The sequence below is a fragment of the Providencia sp. PROV252 genome (assembly GCF_033676005.1).
Lineage (GTDB): Bacteria > Pseudomonadota > Gammaproteobacteria > Enterobacterales > Enterobacteriaceae > Providencia > Providencia vermicola.
Map to the genome: position 1 here is coordinate 1,448,188 of NZ_CP096294.1, position 25,857 is coordinate 1,474,044.

At 39.2% G+C, this 25,857-nt stretch carries 11 protein-coding genes; 6 read left to right on the forward strand and 5 right to left on the reverse strand.

The window, feature by feature from the left end; all coding sequences use genetic code 11:
- Positions 1-33: 33 nt before the first annotated feature.
- Positions 34-8,790, forward strand: a complete 8,757-nt coding sequence (locus M1F05_RS06495) for an anthrax toxin-like adenylyl cyclase domain-containing protein (RefSeq protein WP_206086657.1) — start codon at positions 34-36, stop codon at positions 8,788-8,790.
- 76 nt (positions 8,791-8,866) lie between these two features.
- Here the strand turns inward: M1F05_RS06495 and M1F05_RS06500 are convergent, their stop codons facing one another.
- From M1F05_RS06500 to pncB, 4 genes are all read right to left on the reverse strand, one after another.
- Positions 8,867-10,057, reverse strand: coding sequence for an amino acid aminotransferase (locus tag M1F05_RS06500; protein WP_206086658.1), 1,191 nt, complete (start codon positions 10,055-10,057; stop codon positions 8,867-8,869).
- Between the two features lie 433 nt (positions 10,058-10,490).
- Complete coding sequence (locus tag M1F05_RS06505) at positions 10,491-11,597, reverse strand: porin (protein ID WP_272516342.1); 1,107 nt, start codon at positions 11,595-11,597, stop codon at positions 10,491-10,493.
- Between the two features lie 559 nt (positions 11,598-12,156).
- A complete protein-coding gene (gene asnS / locus M1F05_RS06510) occupies positions 12,157-13,557 on the reverse strand; it encodes an asparagine--tRNA ligase (protein ID WP_206086659.1) in 1,401 nt (466 codons plus the stop codon).
- Between the two features lie 485 nt (positions 13,558-14,042).
- Entirely contained in the window at positions 14,043-15,257 is a 1,215-nt protein-coding gene (gene pncB / locus M1F05_RS06515; protein ID WP_206086660.1) for a nicotinate phosphoribosyltransferase, read from the reverse strand.
- A gap of 467 nt (positions 15,258-15,724) precedes the next feature.
- Between pncB and pepN the strand changes: the two genes are divergently transcribed.
- The 3 genes from pepN to M1F05_RS06530 all read left to right on the forward strand — a co-directional run bounded on the left by pepN (position 15,725) and on the right by M1F05_RS06530 (position 20,465).
- The gene (gene pepN / locus M1F05_RS06520) at positions 15,725-18,343 is read left to right on the forward strand and encodes an aminopeptidase N (RefSeq protein ID WP_206086661.1); all 2,619 of its coding nucleotides are present in this window, start codon (positions 15,725-15,727) and stop codon (positions 18,341-18,343) included.
- A gap of 314 nt (positions 18,344-18,657) precedes the next feature.
- The gene (pyrD, locus tag M1F05_RS06525) at positions 18,658-19,668 is read left to right on the forward strand and encodes a quinone-dependent dihydroorotate dehydrogenase (RefSeq protein ID WP_206086662.1); all 1,011 of its coding nucleotides are present in this window, start codon (positions 18,658-18,660) and stop codon (positions 19,666-19,668) included.
- A gap of 251 nt (positions 19,669-19,919) precedes the next feature.
- Positions 19,920-20,465 (forward strand): cell division protein ZapC, encoded by a 546-nt coding sequence (locus tag M1F05_RS06530; RefSeq protein ID WP_206086663.1) that lies wholly within the window; start codon positions 19,920-19,922, stop codon positions 20,463-20,465.
- A 136-nt stretch (positions 20,466-20,601) separates the two neighbouring features.
- Here the strand turns inward: M1F05_RS06530 and M1F05_RS06535 are convergent, their stop codons facing one another.
- Complete coding sequence (locus M1F05_RS06535) at positions 20,602-21,717, reverse strand: YcbX family protein (RefSeq protein ID WP_206086664.1); 1,116 nt, start codon at positions 21,715-21,717, stop codon at positions 20,602-20,604.
- Positions 21,718-21,815: 98 nt separating this feature from the next.
- Here M1F05_RS06535 and rlmKL point away from each other — a divergent pair, with 98 nt between their 5' ends.
- Positions 21,816-23,924 (forward strand): bifunctional 23S rRNA (guanine(2069)-N(7))-methyltransferase RlmK/23S rRNA (guanine(2445)-N(2))-methyltransferase RlmL, encoded by a 2,109-nt coding sequence (rlmKL, locus tag M1F05_RS06540; protein WP_206086665.1) that lies wholly within the window; start codon positions 21,816-21,818, stop codon positions 23,922-23,924.
- A gap of 12 nt (positions 23,925-23,936) precedes the next feature.
- Positions 23,937-25,844 carry an ABC transporter ATP-binding protein gene (locus tag M1F05_RS06545; RefSeq protein WP_206086666.1) on the forward strand — a complete coding sequence of 636 codons (1,908 nt, stop codon included), beginning with the start codon at positions 23,937-23,939 and terminating at the stop codon, positions 25,842-25,844.
- The last annotated feature ends 13 nt before the right edge of the window (positions 25,845-25,857 follow it).

A 25,857-nucleotide genomic window follows, 5' to 3' on the forward strand; every position in this document is an offset into this window, starting at 1 on the left:
TAATATTAAATTTTTATTTATATAGGGATATATATGGGGAAAGTAAATATAGATTTGACTCTATCTAAAGGTAATTTTATTCAAAATACTAATGAGGAAAAGAATGAAAAAATAATTAATTTGAATAATCCGCAAATATCATCGACACTAGAGAATACTTCCGATGGTATTAGTAAAGATTATACCAGTATTAACTTACATCTTAAGCCTTTAAACAAAGAAATTGATATGCCTGTTTCAGGTATTTCAGAAAGACATCAGAATCTAATTACTCAAGTTTCCAATGAAGAGAATATTATTATTGGCTTTCGCCCTATTGATCCTAAATCAACAAGTATTATAGGAACGGGAGAATACAGCAGCAAAGGGTTAGCTATTAAATCGAAAAGTTCGGATTGGGGACCTCATGCCGGTTTTATTCCTGTGCAACAACAATTTGCGAAAAAATCGGGGAGAGAAAATAGCAAAAAATATAATGAATACTCTCAATCATCTATTAGTGAAGGTAAAGCTATTGCTGTTATGCTAGAAATTACTTCAGAAAGAGTTGAGGAGCTTATACGATATAAAACGATTTATTTTGCAAATACAGTAGAACAAGATGGGTATAAAGAGATAAGGGCTTCTTTTGATGGTGTTGAAAAAGTATTTTTTCTAAAAAAAATTAAAAAAGATAATATCGATAGATGGGGTGTATATCATCTAGAAAATAATAAAATAGAGCCATTTTATGTTATTGGTGATTCTAAAACAGGTAGAGCAATAACAGCAGATTATGATATTTTCAGTATTATTTTTCATATGTCAGATTTGGAGCATTATGTGAAAGTAGCTCCGATGTTGACATGGGAAGAGTGGAAGGCTAGCGTAAACTATGATGAGTTAAATTCAGCCCAGAAGAAATTATATAATGATGAAACGGAATATAATAGAAAGGAAGGAAAAGATAACGGAATTGCAAATGAAAAAATAAAAGAAATTAAAAATAAATTAAATGAAAAGTTTGGTCTAGCCGAGGGGATGGAATTGATTCACCATGGGGCCGATGATGCTAACCCTGCGAGTATAATGAACGAAAATTTTCCTATTACATTTTTATTACCAGAACGACTAAAAGGAAAAAATAGCCTTATAGGTACAACGGAATCCATCGATACATATTTTCATATGAATTCCCAAGGTGCAATCATTGTTAATAACGTTGAACAACTTTCTAACTTTCAACAGTTATTAATAAATCAGGGTTATAGGGCACCATTAAATAAAAAATGGAGTGAAGGAGATAATGGTCAATACTTCGATCCTAAACGTAAAATATCAGGTAGTTTTATTGAAGGGCGAGCAGAAATAATACGGAAAAAAAGTATCATTAATAATGACCCGACCACAGGAAAACCTGTTGTTCAGTTAGATACAGATTTTGATGATGTTTATTTAAATATGCAGGAAAGTTATAAAAGTAGTCGATTGCCGGAAAGCAATCCACTACATACGGGTAATCTAGATACTTGGCTAGATCCGATGTTGATATACCATCGAAACAAAGCTGGTGATGCGAAAACTAATAGACAGGCAAAACCTACTGAATATACCTATAATGTGATTATACAAAATGGTGGTGACCAAGATTCAGCTAAAGCAACTGCTTATGCATTTTCTAAACATCCTGAAGACTCTATGATTATTCAGTATGATATGGGCTCGAAGCAATATAAAATTTTGCATGGAGACCTGAATAGAATTAATGTAGGAAAAGTACGTTGGATAACAATTGGTCATGGAAAATATTATGGTCATCATCAGCCAACTCTTTATATGGAAAAAAATGCACAGCAATATGTTGAAGCATTAATGTATTTACGCAGAAAAGTTTTAAAAAATACAACGCCGGACAAACTCGTCATGCTAGGGTGTGATTTAGGTCGTGGAGGTATTAATGAAAACTTTGCACTAAAAGCGACTAGCTTACTTGCTGAGAATAATGTACGCGCTCCTATCGTCGCTTATAATCGGCGAGTCGGAAATATGTATTTAGGGTCTAAGGTTATTTATCCAGTTGACTTTGTAAGAGACTCGGTAAATACCAAAGGTTACAAGTTTGTCTATCAGTATCATTCAGGTAGTGAGCAAGTCAGGATCAATAATAGCTCTAGTGCATTATATTTTATTAATGAGGTTCGTCGTGGTGAGCTATCACTCGCTCAACTAAATGATTATATTGAACCCGACCCTTTGTATATGTTTAGGGACTCTGATACTCGTATTCTTGATAATAATTTAATAAAAAAAGTAGCTTACAATCAGGATGCCTATAGACTATTTGTTCAGGAGCTTAAAAAAAATAACAGTGTTTTTCCCAATGATTTTTATACTAGGTTCTCTGCACGATTAAATGAACTCGGTATCATAGATATTCCCATTTGGAAGATGGTTAACAGCCAGAATATTCAAAAAAAGGTATTAGCAAATACAATTAAGAATTTAGGAGAGTTAACTGTTATTATTAGGCTGACACGGGATAAAAAAGGTTTATTACAAGCGGAGAATTTAGCCGCGAGAAATCCTCAAAATACATTAATTTTTCAAATGGATGTTGATAGTAAAAAACATATTTTAGAATATGGTAAAGAACATTTAATGTCTTTATTGGAAAAACAAGTAATAACGAATTGGGTGATTATTGGCGATGCAGAAACAGTACGAAAGCCAACAAATGCATTGTCTATTGAGCTATCGCTACTCAAAAAAAAATATCCGTTAATAAACCCTGAAAATATCCTATTCCATTCTGTTGGACCAGCAATGATAACTGAAGCCGGTGAGCATAAAATATTTCTTAGTCGTTTATCTGAGGAGTTTAAAGTACAAGGCATTAACCGTGAAGTTAAATCTAAATTTATCTATGAAGCTCTGGATAAATCCACAACAGTAAACAGTAACGTTTCTCCTACTGTACTGGCAAGTCAGCCTAACCAGCAGCTCATTTCGTTATTGGAAAAAATAGCACTAAAAGAAATTGCTATTCAAGATATCGATTTGGTGCAACATCCTTATTTGTTAAATTACTTTTCGGATAACGAAGGGTTTATTGATGCTAAAAAACTAATGATTGTATTACAAGATCCTCTTGTCAATTCAAAGGTAAATGAAGCATTAAACCGTGGACATACACTCACCACGGCATCAATAAATCAATTGATAGAGACAACGCTAGAGACGAATTATCGGCAACAAGCAGATAGCATCCACACTTTATTAGTAGCAATAAAAAGCGATCTTTCAGTATTAAATAATTTAAGTCAACATTCCCAAGAATTACTTAAACAGCTATTTCCTGCCGGTGATGGCATAGATAAAGGTAAAGTTTTAGCTTTAGTAACGGATGATAACAAGCTCATTTTGTTAAGTGAAAATTTAAAAGGATTTAGTGAGCTTAGCATTAAAAATTTTGAAGGTGATAATGGGAGATTTAAAAACCTCTCTTTTTCTGAAGCATTTAAAACGTATAAAAATTATCAAGCTCAACGGTTGCAACAATATAGCCAACAATTAAACCAAGGAAAAAATATTGGTTTGATTAATCATGGTATTATATCGAAAAATGGTGGGTCGACTGGGATAGACCAAGAATTAGGTCTCATATATGGCATTGAATATTATTTTACCGATAGTGATTTAGCACGTGATTTTCTTGAGCGAAAGGCTCAAATCGAGTTAATTGCAGACCAAAAAACACTTACTTCAGCAGAGGATACCTTGCTGAAAAAAATGCAAAAATATACTCAGGATATTGATACGTTAATCAGGAATAACAGTATCTCTATTTCTGACCAATCAGTGGTAAATTTATTTTCAGTGGTTTCTGATACGACAAATAGGATCGTATTTTTACAAGGAAAATTAACAACTTACACAATCACTCATGTTAGGCGTAATGGGACATACGAAATTTGCCTATTTGACCCTCAAGGGGTGCAATTTAGCATTAGAAATAACTCTCTTCAGTTAGCACAACAGCAATTTCAACAGCAACTTAAACAGTATTTTAATGAGGATATCCAACTTTCCGATGGGAAGTCTATAAATAGAGGTAAGTCGGCAGGCTTCCAAAAAATGGAAAATGGTGACTTTAGAGGAGGTATTCAATCAATTGATTTGGAGTCGCCGAATCTAAAAGCTAGATTCTCTTCTCTACAGAGTCAACGTAAATCTATTATCGAACAAGCTGAATTTAGTTTACCTAAAAATAGTTGGGTAACGATTAATGGTGAAAAAATCGCTTTTGCTAAATTACAGCTATTAGGGGCAACGATAGAGGGGAAGCCTGTTACTCTATCAGATATTATCTCAGATAATTCGCATAAAAAAATTCGCTTTTCCTCTGAAAAGTTAGCCATGTATTTTTCTTTAATGGAAGGCGGAAAAGACGATGTTATCTTTACTAAAATATTTCGTGAACAGTTAAATTCAGGAGATATATATCAACTAGTCGATAACCAAGCGAGTTTTAGTGGATCTGCAGTATTGAAAAAGCAATTTAAGTATCTAGCGAATGATAGTGATGTACAGCAAGAAACTATTTCTTCTTCGACGTTATTAAAAGTTCGTCAAGCAGGAACTAAACTTCCATTATTCCAACGTATTGCAAACCGTGCTGGACAAGGAATGGGGGCAGTTGGTGCTATTCAGAGTATGATCAGTGCATATGCTATTTTACATAAGCTCGATAACCCAGATATCACAGAAGAAGAAATTAAGGAGTTAGAAAAACAGTTTTATTTATTATGTGCATCCGCATTATTTAATTATGGGGATATGATTATACAACCGATGTTGTTAAATATCTCTTCTGCTAGAGGTGTGAGTTCCCTTGTTCGTGCAAGGCTTGCTGCGGGAACAGTTATCATTTTTAACTTAGTCGGGATGGGGATTGATATCTATCAAGCCTACGATAGTTTATCTAAACTCAATGACGTATCAGATCCTAAACAACGCCAAGATCTTATTGTTAACGCCTCTTTATCTATTACTAGCGCCGTAATTAATGGCGTGACAGTGATTGCTGTATTAGTAGGATCTTCAACTATTCCTATTGTGGGACTAGTTGTTGGTGGAGTTTTGCTTGTTGGTGGATGGGTTTACAATGGTGTTCGTGCAGTCGAGAATATAAAAGAGGTCATTGATATTGACTGGGATAGGGAATTAGAAGAGGGAATACGAGGAGCTTTAGGTTTAGAGCCGACTTTGCGAACTCAACAAGAGATGAATACTCAGCTGTATATTAATGCATTTAAAAAACAAAATTGGGAAATTGATCTGGCATTATTTGAGAGTCATATTCTAGCGGCAGGCTTTGATCATCATTTAAGTATTGTTGAAGAACCTGTTTATGGTAATGAGCAAAAATATTATTTAGTAGATGGATATGGAAACTATTTTAGTGGCATATTAGAAAATCAACGTCTAGGATCAGGCTATTATGGGCTCCGGTTTTCGAAAAAAGGTGCGCTTTCTTTTACTGCTAATGAAATTGATTTTATTCTGGGTAATAAGATCATTAGAAAAAGTGCATGGTTTAGAGATTTAATTTATTTGTATAAAAGAATGGGATTATCGGTCCGTAAAAATTTCAGGCCTAAAAAAGAAGCAAAAGAGATAGTTGATATTAAACAAACAGGAACGAAACCTACGCACGATACTTATTCTTTAAATTCAGCATATAAAAATCCGTTATTTGATGCTTTTAAATCTCGCCATAAAATTTCAGAAAATAGTTTGACCTTATCAATGCATAATCAGTTGCTAAATTCGAGTTCCTCACAAATTAATTTTTACTCAAATAAAACTGAATTTGGTGTGTTAGGGCAACGGATGTTTAGAGAAAATGAGCGGCGTTTTAGTGAGAATTTAGTGAATGATTTTCAAAGGATAGCGTTGTATTTGGATACCCCTTACAGTAGAGGAACGAGCTGGAATACAGCTAATGGCAATGATGTCATTATTGGCGCAAAAGGGCGAAAAAATGCATTTCAGGTTTTATCGGGCGAAAAATATTTTGCAGGTGGAGATAAAGATGACCTGTTTTATCTGCGAGATAATAATTTAAGCGCATTAATGTCACTCAATAATACAATGCCAACTAAGTATCTTGATGGTCAGGGCGGGAACGATACGGTTACTATTGACCTCTTACCTGATGATCATCATGCTTATGTTAATTTAGAAAAAAATACACTGCATTATAAGCAAGAAGGAAAGCATCCGTTTATTTCTATTGCTCATTTACAAAACATAGAAAATGTTATAATCAAAGGGAATACCAATGATAGTGTATGTGGTGATGATACAAATAATGTACTTGATGGTGGTTTAGGTAAAGATTTATTAGTCGGGAATGGTGGTGATGATAAACTAGTTTTAACCCAAGGTGATGCAGTGGGTGGTGATGGAAATGATAGTTATCATATTCGCCGTTTTGAATGGATGCAGCATGCTAATGACCTCTATCTTTCAGAGCAGTATTGGGCAAAGGAAGAAAAAGCAGTTAAAACTAAACGTTTTCTAAACCCTACCTATAAGAATAATAATAAAGAATATCGGGCTGATGTGGCTATTAAAGAATCGAGTCGTTCACAAAGCCATGTAAGCATAGAATATTCTTTAGATGAAATAAAACAGGTTGAATTAAGCGGTAATGATTTAATTCTAACTATCAAATTACCAAATAGCACACTGGATGGACATGATTTCACCAATATAGAAAGCTCTGTTTTTATTCGGCTAGAGAATGTTATTGACCCAAATAGTGATTTAAACAAACCGCATCATGTGTACCGAATACAAACTCAAGATGGTTGGATGATGACGACGCAGATTGGTCAAAAAGAGCCTGAGCAATATTTCAGCCTCAGTTATATTCAAGAAGCTGATCAAGTTGCGACAACAGAAAGCAAATCAGTTGAAATAGATGAAACGGTTAATACCATCATAATAAATAAGCACCGAAAACATGTAGCACCAGAATGGGGATGGTTTGCACCAATAGGTCGTGCTGAACAATTAACATATCGTGGTAATGATAAAAATAACTTTTTGCCTCTGGTTAAACTAGGAAATTATATTGAGGTTACTCGCGGGGTTGACACCTATCAAATTCTTACAGAAAAAGATGAATATGGCAAAATTAAATTTGATTTCGCGAAGGTAAAAGACAGTTTCACAGTTCATGATAAGGTGATTTTATTATTACCTACTGAGAATGGTTTTGCTCTCTCGATGGATGAGGGGAAATTAGGTAACTTCGATAAATTTGGGCAGAAAAAACTAATAGTTCATTTTACAAATGTGGGAGATAATCTTTCTGAGGTGATTTTAATACAAGATAAATATAGTAATGTATTTAAAGTGGATTTACAGAAAAATCATATTTCCCCAGTGAATCCAGTTATAAGCAGCAGCGATTATGACGATCAAATTCTTTTACCTGCGGGTTATATATTAGAAAAGCATGTTATTGATGGCCAAAATGGCGACGATACTATTATCAATAAGAGCTTAAATAGCTATGTGTTATTAGGTGGGGAAGGTGATGATAATATTAAAGCTACCATGGGGAATAATGTCTTATATGGCGGGGCTGGAAATAACTTTGCTAGTGGCGGGGAGGGGGATGATTTATTGCTGTCAGATGATGGAGTAGATACTTTGATGGGTGAAGGTGGAAATGACCATTATATTATTGATGGCAACCACTCAGGCGCCGCTTATATTGAAGATAATCATGGTAATAACCATATCCACTTAGTTAATTTTAAACGGCAAGAAATTGAAGAGACCGATCCCGCTTATCAAATTTATGTTTCATCATCAGGTAAAATTCTCAAGATTAAACAGCCAACTCATGATAGCGGGGCTCGCTTTAATATTCATCACTATAATCAACTTGATAATAAATATATTTCATCTACGACGAGTAGTATGACTTCGTTATCTTATTACTTATCTGAAAAACTCGATAAAGCAAAACATTCAGGACAGCTAGCCATCTGGAAGCCAGTTAATGAGCTTGCTGATATGTTAAATGACGTTCCTAAACCATTAAAACAAACCATGGGAAATGATGGAATTGTATTATCCGAAAATTATGCGAGAGAGCATTGGCTTATTGATATGCAGGTTGGTAATGATGAAGTGATGGATATGTCACAGCATGGCCGTGTGATTAAAGGTGGGAGTGGTAATGATAAGCTGATAACAACAGGTGGCGAAAATATCCTTTATGGTGGTCAAGGTGATGATATTTTATTGGCGCAAGGCATGAAGCAGGATGTATTAATTTCTTTAGATGGAAAAGACCATTTAGCTGGTGGTAAAGGGGATGATATCTATATTGTAAGTAGCCATGGGCAAGGGGATGTCACTATCCATGATCTCGAAGGGCGTAATCAAGTGGTACTGGTTGATTTTTCCCCAACTGAGATAATCTACAAAGAACTTTCAGCAACGCTTGCAGAAACGGTATATCAATCAAAGGGAGGAAGGAGAGTCACTTTGCAACACAATAATCATACTGCCTCTATGACTAATGTGATGCAAGTGAGCTTTTTTAATGATTACAAGCAATTATCAAAACACAATGAGGAATCAACTATTGATCGCTTGATACAGTTGTTGACGGAGCAACGTATTGCTTATGAGGGAAGCGTTGACCCTAATATTGGTAATGATAATGTCAGAAATAACTGGGGAGGAGTCCAAATGACAGAGCGTTTCCTGAGCCATTTGAGGTAATTCCTTTGTTATAAACAAAACAGCCAGTTAAGTTACTGGCTGTTTTTGTGAAATATTTAGTTGTTTGAATAAATATCTATAGAACTTTCACGATAGCATCACACAGTGGAACCATATTTTCCAGCGTTAAGCCAGCCACGTTAATACGGCCTGAGCTCACAGCATAGATACCAAATTCGCTACGTAGACGCTCTACCTGCTCTTTTGTCAGCCCACTGAAGGAGAACATACCATTTTGGTTGATAATGAAGCTAAAGTCTTGTTTAGCGCCTTTTTCATCCAAAGTTTTGACTAGTAGCTGACGCATACGTTTAATACGTTCGCGCATTGCGGTTAATTCTTGGATCCATTCGGCTTTTAACGCATCATCAGAAAGGATTGTGGTAACCACTGCTGCGCCGTGTGCTGGTGGGTTTGAGTAGTTTGCACGGATAACCGCTTTTGCTTGGCTAAATGCACGCTCTGCGTTATCGCTGTCTTTCGCGATAATAGTGCAAGCACCAACACGCTCATTGTATAAACCAAAGTTTTTAGAGAATGAGCTGGCAACAATCATTTCAGGGTTATTTTTGGTGAAAATACGCAGGCCTTCAGCGTCTTCATCTAAGCCTTTAGCAAAACCTTGGTAAGCAAAGTCAAAAACAGGTAATAGGCCTTTTTCTGCGCACAGGTCAGACAGTTTAGCCCATTGCTCAGGGGTTGGGTCAATCCCTGTTGGGTTATGGCAGCAACCGTGCAGCACAATCACATCGCCAGCAACAGCAGATGACAGGCTATTTAGCATACCGTCAAAATCCATACCGTGGCTAGCCGCATCATAGTAGTTGTAGGTTAATACTTCTAAGCCAGCTGCTTCAAAAATATTTTTGTGGTTAGGCCAAGTTGGATTGCTTATCCAAACACGCTTCGCGTTGGTTTGTTTCGCAATAAAATCCGCAGCGATACGTAATGCACCTGTACCACCCGGTGCTTGCGCTGTACGTGCACGTTTTGAGGTGACAATTTCATGTTGTGCACCGAATAACAGTTCTTGTGTTACACGGCCAAATTCTGGCATTCCGCTAATCGCAAGATAGTTTTTGGTGTTTTCATTATCAAGCAGGAATTTTTCTGCTTTTTTGACGGTATCAAGCACAGGGGTTTTCCCTGATTCGTCTTTGTAGACGCCAATACCTAAGTTAATTTTATTATCGCGGGGGTCAGCACGGAAACTATCAGCAAGACCTAAAATTGGGTCAGCGGGGGCAGAAGTAATTTTCTCAAACATGTTGTCGATTCCAAAGCTCGGTTGTGGTACCTAACATAAACCTGTGTCGTGAGGCAAAGCAAGGGTGTTTATGGCAACCTTACTTGTCAGATGCCCCATACAGTGGATGAATGCTGGGTATAGCTGAAAACGGGTTTAGTCGAACGAGTCGAGTAATCAGGTTAACGTGTGAAAGGGGTTTTGCCAACCGTTTTACGAAAAATTGGCGAGATCTTGTGAGCTAGGTAGGAATTGCATGTAATCCAACCAGAAATATCCATAAAGGTGGTGAATTTACCTGTCTTATCGATGATTTGGGTTGATAACTGGGAAGGTGAACAGGTTTTGAGGTTGGTATAACAAGGGGATGTATAACGTAGAAATAAAAAAGCAGCGCCGAAGCGCTGCTTGCAAAAACATGTTACCGTTTTCTCGATTATCAGTTAACTGATAATTAGAATTGGTAGATCAGACCTAAACCAACTACGTTATCAGTGTTGATACCGTTTTTGGAATTTTTAGTGAAATCGTTGTCTTTTAACAGGTTGATTTTGTAATCAACAACTGCAGACATGTTTTTGTTGAAGTAGTAGTAAGAACCTACAGATACATATTTCAGGATATCTTTGTTACCGTAGCCTGGCAGGTCTTTACCTTTAGACTGAACGTAAGCAACAGATGGCTTCAGACCAAAGTCGAACAGGTACTGAGCTACTAACTCAACGTTTTGAGTTTTGTTAGCGATGAAATCTTTGCTACCGTAGTGAGTCATGTTCAGAGTCTCACCATACATTGCAGCTAAGTAAACATTGTTAGCGTCGAATTTACCACCAACGTTCCATGCTTGAGCACGGTCACCACGAGCTTGGCTAGTTTTTTGGTTTTCAGTACGAGCCGAGTTAGAATAACCACCACCCAGAGTTACGCCCCAACCTAAGTTATAAGCTGTTGAGAAACCGTAACCGTCACCGTTGTTTTTGTAAACATCAGTAACACCTGATTTGTTAGTTTCGGTATTTTTACCTTGATATTGCAGAGCAAAGCTCAGGCCATCAACATAACCGAAAGCATCGCTGTTGCGGTAAGTTAATAAGTTACGGTTACGACCAGTCATGAATGTATCAGTCTGAGCCATAGAATCGCCGCCCCATAAAGGCAGAACGTCTGTCCAAGCTGCAGTATCGTATACAACACCGTAGTTACGGCCGTAGTCGATTGAACCGAAATCAGCAAATTTCAGACCCGCGTATGCTAAACGGTTTTTGTTGGTGTTGTTGTCTTCACCTTTGTTGGTTTTAGTTTCCCACTCGAAGCGACCAAAGCCAGTCAGTTGATCAGTGATTTGAGTATCACCTTTAACGCCTAAACGAACACGTGAATCATCACCATCTTCGCTTTTAGTTCCGTTGCTGCCTTTGCCGTCTGCAAAGTAGTGACGAACGTCCACTTTACCGTAAACGTCTAACTTGTTGCCGTCTTTGTTGTATACTTCAGCTGCGTTTGCTGCACCAGCAGCTAACAGAGCTGGGATAACCATTGCAAGAATATTGCGTTTCATCATTATTATTACCCTCATTGGTGTTATTCGGACACCTGCCACTGCCAAAAATAATTCGCAAAAATAATTGGAACTATTTATGAGAGATTAGTGTCGTCTATGTCGGCGACCAGTGTTCCATTGCTAAATAAATTTATCTACCCTCAAAGTGCTACAAAATCAAAGATTCTGAAACAAATGGTAACTAGATGTTTCTAAATGTAAAAAACAGATCGAAAAATAACCACTCATCGTACCAGTTTAAAAAATATTACAAAATTAAGGGAACTTTTTTGATAGACGATTTGAGCTTTTTTTGAGCAACTTAGATAAATTTCACTGAAGATTTCTGGTTGGCAAAAAACAAAAATGGAGCAAAAAAGCAGATTATTCTTAGCAATATCAATGTTGGTGCAATATAACGGGAAATTATAAGGCAATAACGTAAAAAATGTGATCTGTTTATCAGATGACTGAAATTAAATGTAACAAGATGAGATAGTTATTAAGTGAAAGCATCTCAGGGCTTAATTATCACGAGCCAACATGCGCTGGCTCGTGAATCAATACAGAAAAGCAGAAGTTAGAATGCTGCGTTTCTTGGGGTACGTGGGAATGGGATCACTTCACGTACGTTACTGACACCAGTTACATAGGCAACTAAGCGCTCAAAACCAAGGCCGAAACCTGAGTGAGGCACTGTACCGTAACGGCGTAGATCACGGTACCACCAGTAATCTTCTTTGTTCATGCCCATTTCTTCAAGGCGAGCATCTAACATGTCCAAACGCTCTTCACGCTGTGAACCACCGATGATTTCACCAATGCCCGGTGCTAATACGTCCATTGCAGCAACGGTTTTGCCGTCTTCATTGAGGCGCATATAGAAAGCTTTGATATCTTTCGGGTAGTTTTTCACAACCACAGGTGCTTTGAAGTGCTGCTCAGCGAGGTAGCGCTCATGTTCAGAAGACATATCGACACCCCAGTAAACTGGGTTTTCGAATTTCTGGCCACAGGTCTCAAGGATTTTGATAGCATCAGTGTAATCAACTTGCGCGAAATCAGAGTTAACAAAGCTTTCTAAGCGAGTGATAACGTCTTTATCAACACGTTGTGCGAAGAACTCTAAATCATCACGACGTTCGGTCAGTGCTGCTTTAAATGCAAACTTCAGCATTTTTTCTGCAAGGCCAGCCACATCATCTAAGTTTGCAAACGCAACTTCTGGCTCAACCATCCAGAATTCCGCCAAGTGACGGCTGGTGTTGGAGTTTTCAGCACGGAATGTTGGGCCGAAGGTGTACACTTTGCTCAGTGCCGTTGCGTAGGCTTCACCATTTAACTGGCCTGAAACCGTTAAGAAGGCTTCGCGACCAAAGAAATCTTCACTGAAATCCACTTCACCTTTGTCATTACGTGGCAAGTTATTGTAATCCAGTGTAGAGACACGGAACATTTCACCTGCGCCTTCGGTATCAGAAGCCGTAATGATTGGTGTTGAAACCCAGAAGTAGCCTTGTTCATTAAAGAAGCGGTGGATAGCTTGCGCTAAGGTATGACGAACACGTGCAACAGCACCAATTAAATTAGTGCGTGGACGTAAGTGTGCTGCTTCACGTAAGAATTCAACGCTATGGCGTTTTGCTGCCATTGGGTAAGTGTCAGGGTCTTCAATCCAACCAACCACTTTGACTGCGGTGGCTTCTAATTCAAATGATTGACCTTGACCTGGAGACTCTTTTACCGTACCCGTGACTTCAACGGAACAACCCGTGGTGAGATGCAGGACTTCGTCATTATAATTCGGTAAATTATTATTAATGATAGCCTGTAACGGGTTAAAGCATGAGCCGTCATAAACGGCGAGGAAAGAAAAACCAGCATTTGAATCTCTCCTTGTACGTACCCAGCCTTGAACGGTGACTTCAGAGCCTACCGCCACACGGCCTTGCAGTACGTCGACTACAGGCGCTACTATCATATAATTCACTCTCTTCTATATAATGGTTAATCTTATGCATCTGCAACCCGTCATATTTCAAGTTGTAGGTGTGTTGGCTTCACAAACTGACCCTAGTCACATACTTCAGTATGCTCCTAGAGCTCAATTTGCTTGCCGCCTTCCTACAACTCGAATTATTTAGGGTGTATTCCAGCTTTCGTAATAGGAATATTCAATACCGAGTTCAAGCACATAACAACCTTGTTATTATGCGAATGGCGGATGAAACAGATTAATAAGGCTTTTTCGTATTAATCCCATATTTCAGGGGCCAAAGCTCTATGTTACTTGCCATTTGTTAGGAAACAAGTAAAAAATCGCGATAAATAATTTCAGTGGAATCGAACGATTATTTTAGAGTTCAAAAACTATAGTAATAGTAAGTGAATAAAAGAAAAAGCGGGTTTTTGAGCTCAGCACAAGAAAAGTGCATCTTCTTGTGCTGAATGAGGAAAAATAGCGGATTAACAGGCTTTTTCCATTTTAGGCAGATCAAAGGCTTTTCGGAGTTGATTAACGAATTCATCGTCTTCACAAATCGTTTTGCCAGGGCTATCTGATAATTTAGCGACGGGTTTTCCATTGCACTCGACAAGCTTGATGACAATATTCAGCGGCGTTACATGAGGAATATTGCATGTTAGCCTTGTACCAATCCCAAAAACGAGATTAATGCGCTGATGGAAATAGCGATATAAATCAAGTGCCTTTTGTAAATCTAAGCTATCGGAGAAAACCAGTGTTTTGCTCATTGGGTCGATACCCAGCTTTTGATAGTGAGCAATGGCTTTTTCACCCCATTCGATCGGATCCCCCGAATCATGCCGTAATCCTTGGTAGCGCTTCGCAAAATTGACATCAAAATCGCGTAAGAACGCGTCCATGGTGATACAGTCAGTTAACGCGATGCCAAGGTGATCAGGGTATTCGTCTAACCAACTTTGTAGGGCTTCACGCTGGCTGTTTGCTAGCTCGGGGCTAATTTGCTGGTGTGCTTGGAACCACTCGTGTGCTTGTGTACCGACAGGGATTAAATCGAGCTCATGGGCCAGTTGGTAGTTACTGGTACCGATAAGATAAGGAAATTCGTTTTTCAGCATGGAAACAATAGCGGATTGCACCGCATAAGAAAAACGGCGGCGAGTGCCGAAATCCATTAATTTAAAGCCAGACAAATCAAGCTGGTCTTCATTAGCTTGCGCATAGAAAACGGTTAACAGTTTTCTGAGTTGGCTAACAGCATCGTCGGGAGTGATTTCAGGGTGTCTATCTCGCTGCACAATTTCACTAACAAGTGCAAGCAGAGGGACTTCCCACATGATCACTTCACGCCAAGGGCCACTAATACGAATAGCTAATTGCCCATCGTCATGAGAGGTGACTATGACTTGTTCAGGGTTAAAGCGGAACGTTTTTAGCCAAGTGAGGTAATCTTCTTGGAAAAAAGGCAAGCGGTGTAGAAATGTCAGTTCATCGTCAGTCAGGGATAAATGTTCCATCAACTGAACTTGTTGCCTAATTTCATCGGCGTAGGCGCCTAGGAGCTCACTGCTACGACAGCGGAACTCAGCAACAACCGGTACGTGGTAGTATCGGTGGAAAACAGCCTGCTGCATATGAAGCTTGTAAGCATCGGTATCAAGCAGTGATGTAATAATCGGTGTAGCGTCTAAATTCATGGCGCGCAGACATCCTCGCGGAGCTTATCTACTTATATTAGCAATTTGCTAAATCGTTAAAGTTGCAAAAGTATACCCACTTTAACAAAAGATAGAAGCGTTATTCTATCAGTCTGTATTAGCGGGGCATATTCAGCTTAATTCGCTCATTTGCTTCTAGGTAAAGCTGTTATATCAGAGAAATCCATTTTGAAACGAGAGCGACTAATGTTTTAGATACAAAACGATTAATCACGAAAAGATACTAACATGTCGTGAAATATTTGATAGTACTATAGCACCAACAAACAAACGATTTTGTAACAAAACAGCGACTATTAAATATAAGAAAGTAACATCAGATAAAAAACAGATAACATCTTTTGATGAAAATGTTTCTCAAATCCGTTCACATTACGGTGTCTTATAGTATTGTATAAAGCAGCGAAGTAGTGCGATATCGAATATAACGAATTAAAAGGTTACTTATGACCCAGTTAAGACAAGCGAAATATCGTCAGGATTATCAAGCCCCTGATTATACGATTACAGAGATTGACCTCGATTTTAATCTTGACCCTGTTAAGACCGTAGTAACCGCAGTGAGTCAGGTGAAACGCATTAATCCACAATCTTCAACCCTGGAATTACATGGCGAAGATTTATCATTAATGAGTATCGAAATTGATGGAAACGCGTGGGCAGATTATCAACAAGCTGAAGGTAAATTGATTATTAAATCATTACCTGAATCTTTTACGCTGCGTATTGTGAATGAAATTAGCCCTGAAAAAAATACGGCGTTAGAAGGTTTATATGTTTCAGGTGATGCTCTATGTACGCAATGTGAAGCAGAAGGTTTCCGCCATATTACCTTTTATCAAGACCGCCCAGATGTATTAGCGCGTTACACCACAACCATTACTGCAGACAAAACGCGTTATCCTTATCTTTTATCTAATGGTAACCGTATTGCAGAAGGCGAGTTAGAAAATGGTCGCCATTGGGTTAAATGGGAAGACCCATTCCCGAAACCAAGCTATTTATTTGCATTGGTCGCGGGTGATTTTGACGTATTAAAAGATATTTTTATCACTCGTAGTGGCCGAGAAGTGGCGTTGGAATTATTTGTCGATAAAGGTAATTTAGACCGAGCGCCATGGGCGATGCAGTCGCTAAAAAATGCCATGAAATGGGATGAAGAGCGTTTCGGTTTAGAATATGACCTTGATATTTATATGATTGTCGCCGTTGACTTCTTCAATATGGGGGCAATGGAAAATAAGGGCTTGAACGTCTTTAACTCCAAATATGTGTTAGCCAAAAGTGATACGGCAACAGATAAAGACTATCTGAATATTGAATCCGTGATTGGCCATGAATATTTCCATAACTGGACGGGCAACCGCATTACTTGTCGTGATTGGTTCCAATTAAGCTTAAAAGAAGGCTTAACGGTTTTTCGTGACCAAGAATTTAGCTCAGATTTAGGCTCTCGATCAGTTAACCGAATTAATAATGTTAAAGTGATGCGCGCGGCACAATTTGCGGAAGATGCAAGCCCAATGGCTCACCCAATTCGCCCTGAAAAAGTAATAGAAATGAATAATTTCTATACATTAACAGTGTACGAAAAAGGTTCTGAAGTCATTCGGATGATCCACACCTTACTTGGTGAAGAAATGTTCCAAGCAGGGATACAGCTGTATGTTCATCGCCACGATGGCAGCGCAGCCACATGTGACGATTTTGTCCAAGCAATGGAAGATGCGTCAAATGTCGACTTGTCTTTATTCCGCCGCTGGTATAGCCAATCAGGTACACCAGTATTAACAGTGCGTGATGAATATTCGCCTGAAAAACAGCAGTATACATTGCATGTTAGCCAAATGACGCCGCCGACGTTAGATCAAACAGAAAAACTGGCTCTGCATATTCCTCTGGATATTGAGTTATATGATGAGGAAGGGGCAGTTATTCCATTAAAACGTGGTGGGAGCGTGGTAAACTCAGTGCTCAACATCACTCAAGAGACACAATCTTTTGTGTTTGATGAAGTCACAACTCGCCCAGTGCCGTCTTTATTACGCGAATTTTCTGCGCCAGTTAAGTTAGATTATAACTATAGCGATGAACAATTAGCGTTTTTGATGCAGCATGCCAGCAACGAGTTTTCACGTTGGGATGCCGCTCAGCAGCTGATCAACAACTATGCAAAGATCAATGTCGCTAAATACCAAAAAGGTGAAGAACTTGTTTTACCTGAGTCGGTAGTTGATGCTTTCCGTGCCGTTTTATTGAGTGAATCAATTGATCCTGCGCTAGCAGCATTGATCTTAACACTGCCATCAGAGAATGAAATTGCAGAGCTATTTACAGTTATCGATCCTGTTGCTATCCACGAGGTGATCAATTTTATTCATCACCGATTAGCCAACGAGATGTCTGATGAATTCTTGACGGTATACCGCTCGATTAATATTGATGGTTACCGTGTCGATCATCAAGATATTGCAAAACGATCGTTACGTAATGTTTGTTTGCAATATTTAGCGGTGAATGATGATGCAGTGATGGCGAATAAACTGGTCGAAGATCAGTATAAAAATGCGGATAACATGACGGATTCACTGGCAGCACTGACAGCTGCTAATGAAGCACAACTGCCTTGCCTCGTACAATTGATGGCTGATTTTGATGAACGCTGGCACCACGATGGCTTGGTAATGGATAAATGGTTTACATTGCAAGGTTCAAACCCAGCAAAAGGCACGTTATCAAATGTGCGTAAGCTGTTAAATCACCGTTCATTCAGTATGAGTAATCCGAACCGTGTTCGTTCGTTAGTTGGCGCTTTCACGGCAGGTAACCCTGTTAATTTCCATGCAGAGGATAGCAGTGGCTATCAGTTCCTGTATGAAATTTTAGTCGATCTGAATACTCGTAACCCGCAAGTCGCATCTCGTTTAATTGAGCCTCTTATTCGCTTAAAACGCTACGATGAAAAGCGTCAAGCTCAGATGCGTAACGTGTTAGAGCAATTAAAAGAACTCGATAACTTATCGGGTGATTTATTTGAAAAAATTACCAAGGCGTTAGAAAGCTAATTAGTCCACGGTTAAATATAAGAAAATCCCAGATATTGTCTGGGATTTTCTTTTTCAACGAGTAACCGCATGACGATAGGTCACCTCCAGCTTATGTGAAACCTAATTTGCAGTGATAAATTCAACTAAACGCATTTTTATTGATTTTTTCATGGCACATAAGCGTTCAAATAGGGTAATCTATAGCGCGTTTTATCCGACGAAACATCGTTTGCACTTTAGTGTTCATAAAGCTTAATTGCTGGTGGCATTGGGTGCGTGCGACATGATGTCTTTCTTATTGAAACGCACTAGCAGAATATAGGTTATTGGATATGTTATATCACCTTGCCCGCAAGGCACTATTCCAGTTCGACCCCGAAAAAGCGCATGAAATGACTTTTCGCCAGCTTCAACGTTTAAACCATTCCCCTTTTCAATGTCTGATTCGCCAATCTGTTGCTACCAAACCAACCCAATGCATGGGACTCTCGTTTAAAAATCCACTTGGGCTTGCCGCGGGTTTGGATAAAGACGGTGAATGCATTGACGCATTTGGTGCAATGGGGTTTGGGTTTGTTGAAATTGGTACTGTGACGCCACGTCCTCAGTCAGGAAATGATAAGCCAAGGCTTTTTCGCTTAGTTGAAGCGGAAGGGATCATTAACCGCATGGGATTTAATAATAAGGGTGTTGATAACCTTGTTGAGAATGTTAAAAAATCCAATTATGGCGGGATTATTGGCATTAATATTGGCAAAAATAAAGATACCCCTGTTGAGCAAGGTAAAGATGATTACCTTATTTGTATGGATAAGGTATATGCACATGCAGGTTATATTGCCATTAATATCTCGTCACCTAATACACCAGGTTTGCGTTCATTACAATATGGTGAAGCACTCGACGATTTATTAAGTGGAATAAAAGCAAAGCAATTAGAACTGCAATCATTGCACAATAAGTATGTCCCTGTTGCTGTTAAAGTGGCACCTGATTTATCCGAAGAAGAAATTATTCAAGTCACAGATAGCTTAGTCCGACATAATATTGATGGTGTTATCGCAACTAATACCACGCTAGATCGCTCTCTTGTCCAAGGTTTGAATCACTGCAATGAAATGGGTGGATTAAGTGGACGTCCTGTTCAATTAAAAAGCACCCAAGTGATTAAACTTATTTCTCGTGAATTAAATGGCAAACTTCCGATTATTGGTGTGGGTGGAATAGATTCATTAACCGCAGCACGTGAAAAAATGGAAGCAGGTGCTTCATTAATTCAAATTTATTCTGGTTTTATTTATCATGGACCAAAATTAATTAAAGATATTGTCAATCATATCTAGTAAATTGTAAATTTACTTAACAAGGGGGTTTCTTTATGCCCCCTTTTAAACTATATTGCTAATAGTGGCTATTTTTATATCAATTTTATTTCAATTTTCAGCGAATGTGTTATTTGACAATAACATTATCCAGTTGTCTGCAAGGCGAATTATTTAGCGTATAAAAATTAGCTGTAGAGTAAATTTAGGAAAGATCGTATTGATGATCGTTCTTATATATATTTACCGGTAAATCGCTAAAGGATCCGTTTATGAATATTAAACCAGATGATCATTGGCGTTGGTATTTTGATCATGACCATGACAGGGTGATGTTAGATCTCGCCAACGGCATGATATTTCGTTCATGTTTTCCAGCTAAAATGCTGACGGTATTTGCTCGTAATGAAATGCCATTTAGTATTGAGGACGCTGGGGAATTTTATTTATTTGATGAGCAAGCTAAACGATTAAATATTACACAAGAAGAAAGGGCCGAATTAGTGCTTAATAGTCTTGTAGCTTATCGTTTTTTAAAACCGCAAATGCCAAAAAGTTGGTATTTTTCTTCATTCCATGCGATTAATACGCCCAAGCAAGGGCAGATTATTCAAGTGTGCTTAGAAAACAGCCATCATTATTCCACATTTATTATTGCGGAAGCTGGATCTTGTGCAAGTTTGTGTTTATTGGCAGAGCCAGTTTTGGAATTACCTGATCGTGTTTTAAGATTTTGTGATCCAATTAAGATCATGAATGATCGCATGCTTGAATATTCATCTAAAGCCAAACGACAGTTATATGGAAATGTGGTTTGATTGATCATCATAGATCACATCAAAAAACGAATAAATAAAATTATTATTTTCAGTATGATCATTAATTTGGTTGTTGGAATGTTAACACCATCATAAATAAAAATAGATGATGGTGTTAAATATCCAAAATTAAATTTTACTTAAATGCTAATTTTAATGCTGTTTTAGGGATACAACTGCAGGCTAATATATAACCATTCTCCCTAATTGCACTTTGTTTTAATGGCGTCACTTCACCAGACACTAATTTAATTTTACACCGACCACAAATACCCGCTCGACATGAATAGGGTATATTTAAACCGTGAGATTCAAGTTGTTCAAGGATCACATTTTGGTTATCACCTTCATATTCGGTTTCGTCGAAAATTAAGCTGACTTTGCTAACTTGAGATTTAGTATCTTGCGTGGAAAGGTCTTTTTCCCTTTCTTGCATTAAATATTGTTTGGCGGTCTTAGTTTCTAATACGGTTAATGTATCACCAACACGAATGACGCCTGTATTTTGAATTATTACATTTTGCCCAAAATCGACATCACCGTTTTCATCTGAGCGGAAAGTTTGTAATGTCGCTAATGGCTCGCTATTGGGGTGTTTAATGCCTTTTTCTGGGCTTACGGTTGTGAGGATACAGCGACTGCAAGGCCTATCTAAAGTAAAGACGACATCCCCAATTTGAATCGTTTTCCACGTGTCTTCTTCAAACGGTTTTGCGCCAGTAATAATTAAGTTACCCCGAAATTGTTCAAGTTTAATACTGGCAGGGCAGCGGCGTTGTAGTTCTTGAACTGACGCTTCATTTATTAACAGAAAAGGGTAGCCATCGGCAAATGACATCGGCACGTCTTGGTATTCTTTCACGCGACGAGAAAGTAGTGGGCTCAGCCAACGTAACTGAACGGGCTCATCAAAAAAGGTGCTTAACCAGCTGTTTATTGTTTCGGGTGCAATGAGTGCGTGAAAATGATTGCCCCAAACTTCGGTAGGGCTCTGTTTCTCATCAAAGTCCTGATACAATACTGTTGCACTTTCACCATTGGGGGCTCGAAGATGAAGTCCATTATTGAGCATAACAGGTGTAAACAGTAACATTTGCGGGTATTTTCTCGCCGTAATAAATTTACCTTCCAGCGTGGTTATCATAAAATTACGATCAAAAGTCAAACCGCTAGTATCAGCGAAGGCATGAGATAAGCGCACCCCTCTCATGGATTTTACTGGGTGCGTATAAAGGCGCGAAAGCGTGATCATTTTTTAATCCTTATAATTGTGCGCAGCAACTTTATGACAACTGCATAAGATTAGCTATAATGCGCAACAATTTTTCATCGAAATCGGTAATAAATACTATGAATTTTCTGTTTGCCAGCACAGCTCGTGGCCTAGAAGAACTACTGAAAACGGAACTGGAAGCTCTCGGTGCTAGCCAGTGCAAAGTGACCCAAGGGGGCGTCTATTTTCAGGCCGATGAACGGGTCATGTACCAAAGCTTACTGTGGAGTCGGCTGGCATCGCGTATTTTATTGCCATTGAATGATTTTGATGTCTACAGTGACTTAGATTTATACCTTGGTGTACAGGCGATTGACTGGTCTGAAATTTTTTCTGTGAATGATACGTTTGTAGTGCATTTTACAGGGACTAACGAAGAAATTCGTAATAGTCAATATGGCGCCTTAAAAGTGAAAGATGCCATTGTCGACAGCTTTGTTCGCAAGTTAGACCAACGTCCTGATGTTGCACGCCAACAGGCAGATATTCGTATTAATGTGTACCTGAATAAAGAAAAAGCCAGCGTAGCGTTAGATTTAAGTGGCGATTCTCTGCATATTCGCGGTTACCGTGACTTAGCAGGGCAAGCGCCATTAAAAGAAACGTTAGCCGCGGCGATCATTAACCGTTCTGGTTGGCAGCAAGGTACACCATTAGTTGACCCTATGTGTGGTTCGGGGACGTTATTAATCGAAGCCGCGATGATGGCAACAGACAAAGCACCGGGTTTGCATCGTACCCATTGGGGATTTTATGCATGGTCAAAATTTAATGCCGAATTATGGCGCGAGCTAACCACAGAAGCACAAGTGCGTTTTCGCCAAGGCTTAAAAGAGAATACTTCGCGTTTTTATGGCTTTGATATTGATAAGCGTGTGCTGGAAATGGCGCGCGCGAATGCGCATCGGGCAGGCCTTCAAGATGTCATTACCTTCAATCAAGGTGATGCGGCTGCGTTAGAAAACCCCGTTAAAACAGAAGCAGTCGGCACCATTATCAGTAACCCACCATATGGTGAGCGTTTAGAAAGTGAGCCAGCCTTAATTGCCTTACACAGCCAATTAGGCCGTGTCGTGAAAGCGCGTTTCCCAGGCTGGCGTTTATCGATTTTCAGCGCTTCACCTGAATTATTAAGCTGTTTGCAATTACGTTCAGAGCGCGAATTCAAAGCGAAAAATGGTCCATTAGATTGTGTACAAAAAAATTACCAATTAGCGGCTACGCCTTCTGAAACCGTTGCGGAAATTTCCCCTGATTTTGCGAACCGTTTACGTAAGAATTTGAAAAAATTAACGAAGTGGGCAAAACAGCAGGGTATTGAAAGCTATCGTGTCTACGATGCTGACTTGCCTGAATATAATGTTGCAGTCGATATCTATGGTGACAAAGTGGTGATCCAAGAATATGCACCACCAAAAACTGTTGATGAACGTAAAGCACGTCAGCGTTTATTTGACGTGATCACGGCGACGATGAACGTATTAGAATTAACATCAAATCAATTGGTGTTAAAAACACGTCAGCGCCAAAAAGGCAAACAGCAATACGAAAAACTGGCACAAAAAGACGATTTCTTTTTGGTGCAAGAATACAATGCCAAAATGCTTGTTAACCTAACTGACTACCTTGATACAGGGCTATTTTTAGACCACCGAATCGCACGTCGTATGTTAGGGGAAATGAGCAAAGGTACTGATTTCTTAAACTTATTCTGTTATACAGGTACGGCAACCGTGCATGCAGGTTTGGGGGGCGCGAAAAGCACGACATCAGTCGATATGTCCCGTACTTACCTTGAATGGGCAGAAAAAAACTTACAAGCGAATGGGTTAACGGGGCGTCAACATCGCTTAATTCAAGCTGATTGTTTAGGCTGGCTAGCAAACAGCAATGAACAATTTGATCTGATCTTTATTGATCCGCCTACATTCTCAAATTCAAAACGCATGGATGGCACATTTGATGTGCAACGTGACCATGTACAACTGATTACACATTTAAAACGACTATTACGCCGCGGCGGAACTGTGATGTTCTCAAACAACAAACGCGGTTTCAAAATGGATATGGAAGCAATCAAAGAGCTAGGACTACAAGCACAAGAAATCACTGCGAAAACGCTTTCTGAAGATTTTGCACGTAATCGTCAAATTCATAACTGCTGGTTAATTCGCCACGCAGAGTAAAGGATAGAATCAATGGCTTTAATTAATTTATCGGGTGCATACCTTTCCTTCAGTGATGCGCCATTACTTGATAATACTGAAATTCATATTGAAGATAACGAGCGTGTTTGCTTGGTTGGTCGAAACGGTGCGGGTAAATCAACCCTGATGCGTGTGCTGACGAAAGAACAACCTTTGGATGATGGCCAACTGGTTTACGAACAGGACTTAGTTGTTGCACGCTTGCAGCAAGATCCTCCGCGTAATGTGGAAGGCACCATTTTTGATTTCGTTGCAGAAGGTGTTGCGGAGCAAGCGCAATACCTGAAGGATTACCACCATATTGCCAAAGTGGTGGAAGAAGATCCTAGTGAGAAAAACTTAAATAAAATGGCTGAATTACAAGAAGTTCTTGATAACCGTAATTTATGGTTATTGGATTCTCGTATCAGCGATGTGCTGAAAAAATTGGGCTTACCTGCGGATGCGGAGCTTTCCTCCCTTTCTGGGGGATGGCTACGTAAAGCGGCGCTGGGGCGTGCGTTAGTGAGCAATCCACGGGTTTTATTCTTAGATGAGCCAACAAACCACTTAGATATCGAAACCATTCTGTGGTTGGAAAACTTCCTTAAAGATTTCCAAGGTAGTATCGTGTTTATTTCCCATGACCGTTCATTTATTCGTAATATGGCAACCCGTATTATCGATTTAGACCGCGGACAGCTAGCCTCATGGCCAGGGACATATGATGATTATTTAGTCAGTAAAGAAGAAGCCTTGCGCGTTGAGGAAATGCAAAATGCAGAGTTCGATAAAAAACTGGCTCAAGAGGAAGCGTGGATCCGCCAAGGTATTAAAGCGCGTCGTACCCGTAACGAAGGGCGTGTTCGTGCCCTGAAAGCACTGCGAGTTGAGCGTTCAGAGCGCCGTGAAGTGATGGGAACAGCGAAAATGCAAGTGGGTGAAGCAGCCCGCTCAGGTAAAATTGTTTTTGAAATGGAAAACGTTAATTATCAAATCGATAATAAAGTTCTAGTAAACGATTTTTCTGCACAGGTGATGCGTGGTGACAAAATTGCATTAGTTGGGCCAAATGGTTGTGGTAAAACCACACTATTGCGCTTAATGCTAGGTGATTTACAAGCAGACAGCGGTCGTGTGCATTGTGGTACAAAACTGGAAGTTGCTTATTTTGACCAACATCGAGCTGCATTAGACCCTGATAAAACTGTCATGGACAACCTAGCGGAAGGCAAACAAGAAGTGATGGTAAATGGCAAGCCACGCCATGTATTAGGCTACTTGCAAGATTTTATGTTCCCACCAAAACGTGCAATGACACCTGTCAGAGCCTTATCAGGTGGTGAGCGTAATCGGTTATTATTAGCTCGATTATTCTTAAAACCAAGTAACTTACTGATCCTTGATGAACCGACCAACGACCTTGATGTCGAAACATTAGAGTTACTTGAGGAGTTAGTGGATGGTTACCAAGGAACTGTCCTGCTAGTGAGCCATGATCGTGAATTTGTTGATAATAGCGTAACAGAATGCTGGATCTTTGAAGGCAATGGCATTATTAACCGTTTTGTGGGTGGCTATTTTGACGCGCAAAAGCAAAGAGCACAAACCGTGAGTTTGAAAGCCGAACAAACGAGTAAAGTAGCTGCGCAAGAAAAAACAGCCAAGCCAAAAGAAGTGGCAAAGCGCCCAAATAAACTCAGTTATAATTTATTACGTGAACTGGAACAACTGCCGGCTAAGCTTGAACAACTGGAAACGGAAATTGAAGCACTGCAAGCTAAAGTTGGTGATGCGGATTTCTTCAATCAACCTCATGATGTTACAGAGCAAACATTAAGCCAGTTAGCAGCAAAAGAAGCGGAACTGGAACACGCGTTTGACCGCTGGCAAGAGCTTGAATTGCTTAAGAACGGATGAGCTAATTAATCGA

What these genes read in the sequence shown, in the direction of transcription:
- M1F05_RS06545 (WP_206086666.1), top strand. Translation starts at nt 23,937, where the DNA reads ATGGCTTTAATTAATTTATCGGGTGCATACCTTTCCTTCAGTGATGCG.
- M1F05_RS06500 (WP_206086658.1), bottom strand. Translation starts at nt 10,057, where the DNA reads ATGTTTGAGAAAATTACTTCTGCCCCCGCTGACCCAATTTTAGGTCTT.
- pyrD (WP_206086662.1), top strand. Translation starts at nt 18,658, where the DNA reads ATGTTATATCACCTTGCCCGCAAGGCACTATTCCAGTTCGACCCCGAA.
- M1F05_RS06530 (WP_206086663.1), top strand. Translation starts at nt 19,920, where the DNA reads ATGAATATTAAACCAGATGATCATTGGCGTTGGTATTTTGATCATGAC.
- pepN (WP_206086661.1), top strand. Translation starts at nt 15,725, where the DNA reads ATGACCCAGTTAAGACAAGCGAAATATCGTCAGGATTATCAAGCCCCT.
- asnS (WP_206086659.1), bottom strand. Translation starts at nt 13,557, where the DNA reads ATGATAGTAGCGCCTGTAGTCGACGTACTGCAAGGCCGTGTGGCGGTA.
- M1F05_RS06535 (WP_206086664.1), bottom strand. Translation starts at nt 21,717, where the DNA reads ATGATCACGCTTTCGCGCCTTTATACGCACCCAGTAAAATCCATGAGA.
- pncB (WP_206086660.1), bottom strand. Translation starts at nt 15,257, where the DNA reads ATGAATTTAGACGCTACACCGATTATTACATCACTGCTTGATACCGAT.
- M1F05_RS06505 (WP_272516342.1), bottom strand. Translation starts at nt 11,597, where the DNA reads ATGATGAAACGCAATATTCTTGCAATGGTTATCCCAGCTCTGTTAGCT.
- M1F05_RS06495 (WP_206086657.1), top strand. Translation starts at nt 34, where the DNA reads ATGGGGAAAGTAAATATAGATTTGACTCTATCTAAAGGTAATTTTATT.
- rlmKL (WP_206086665.1), top strand. Translation starts at nt 21,816, where the DNA reads ATGAATTTTCTGTTTGCCAGCACAGCTCGTGGCCTAGAAGAACTACTG.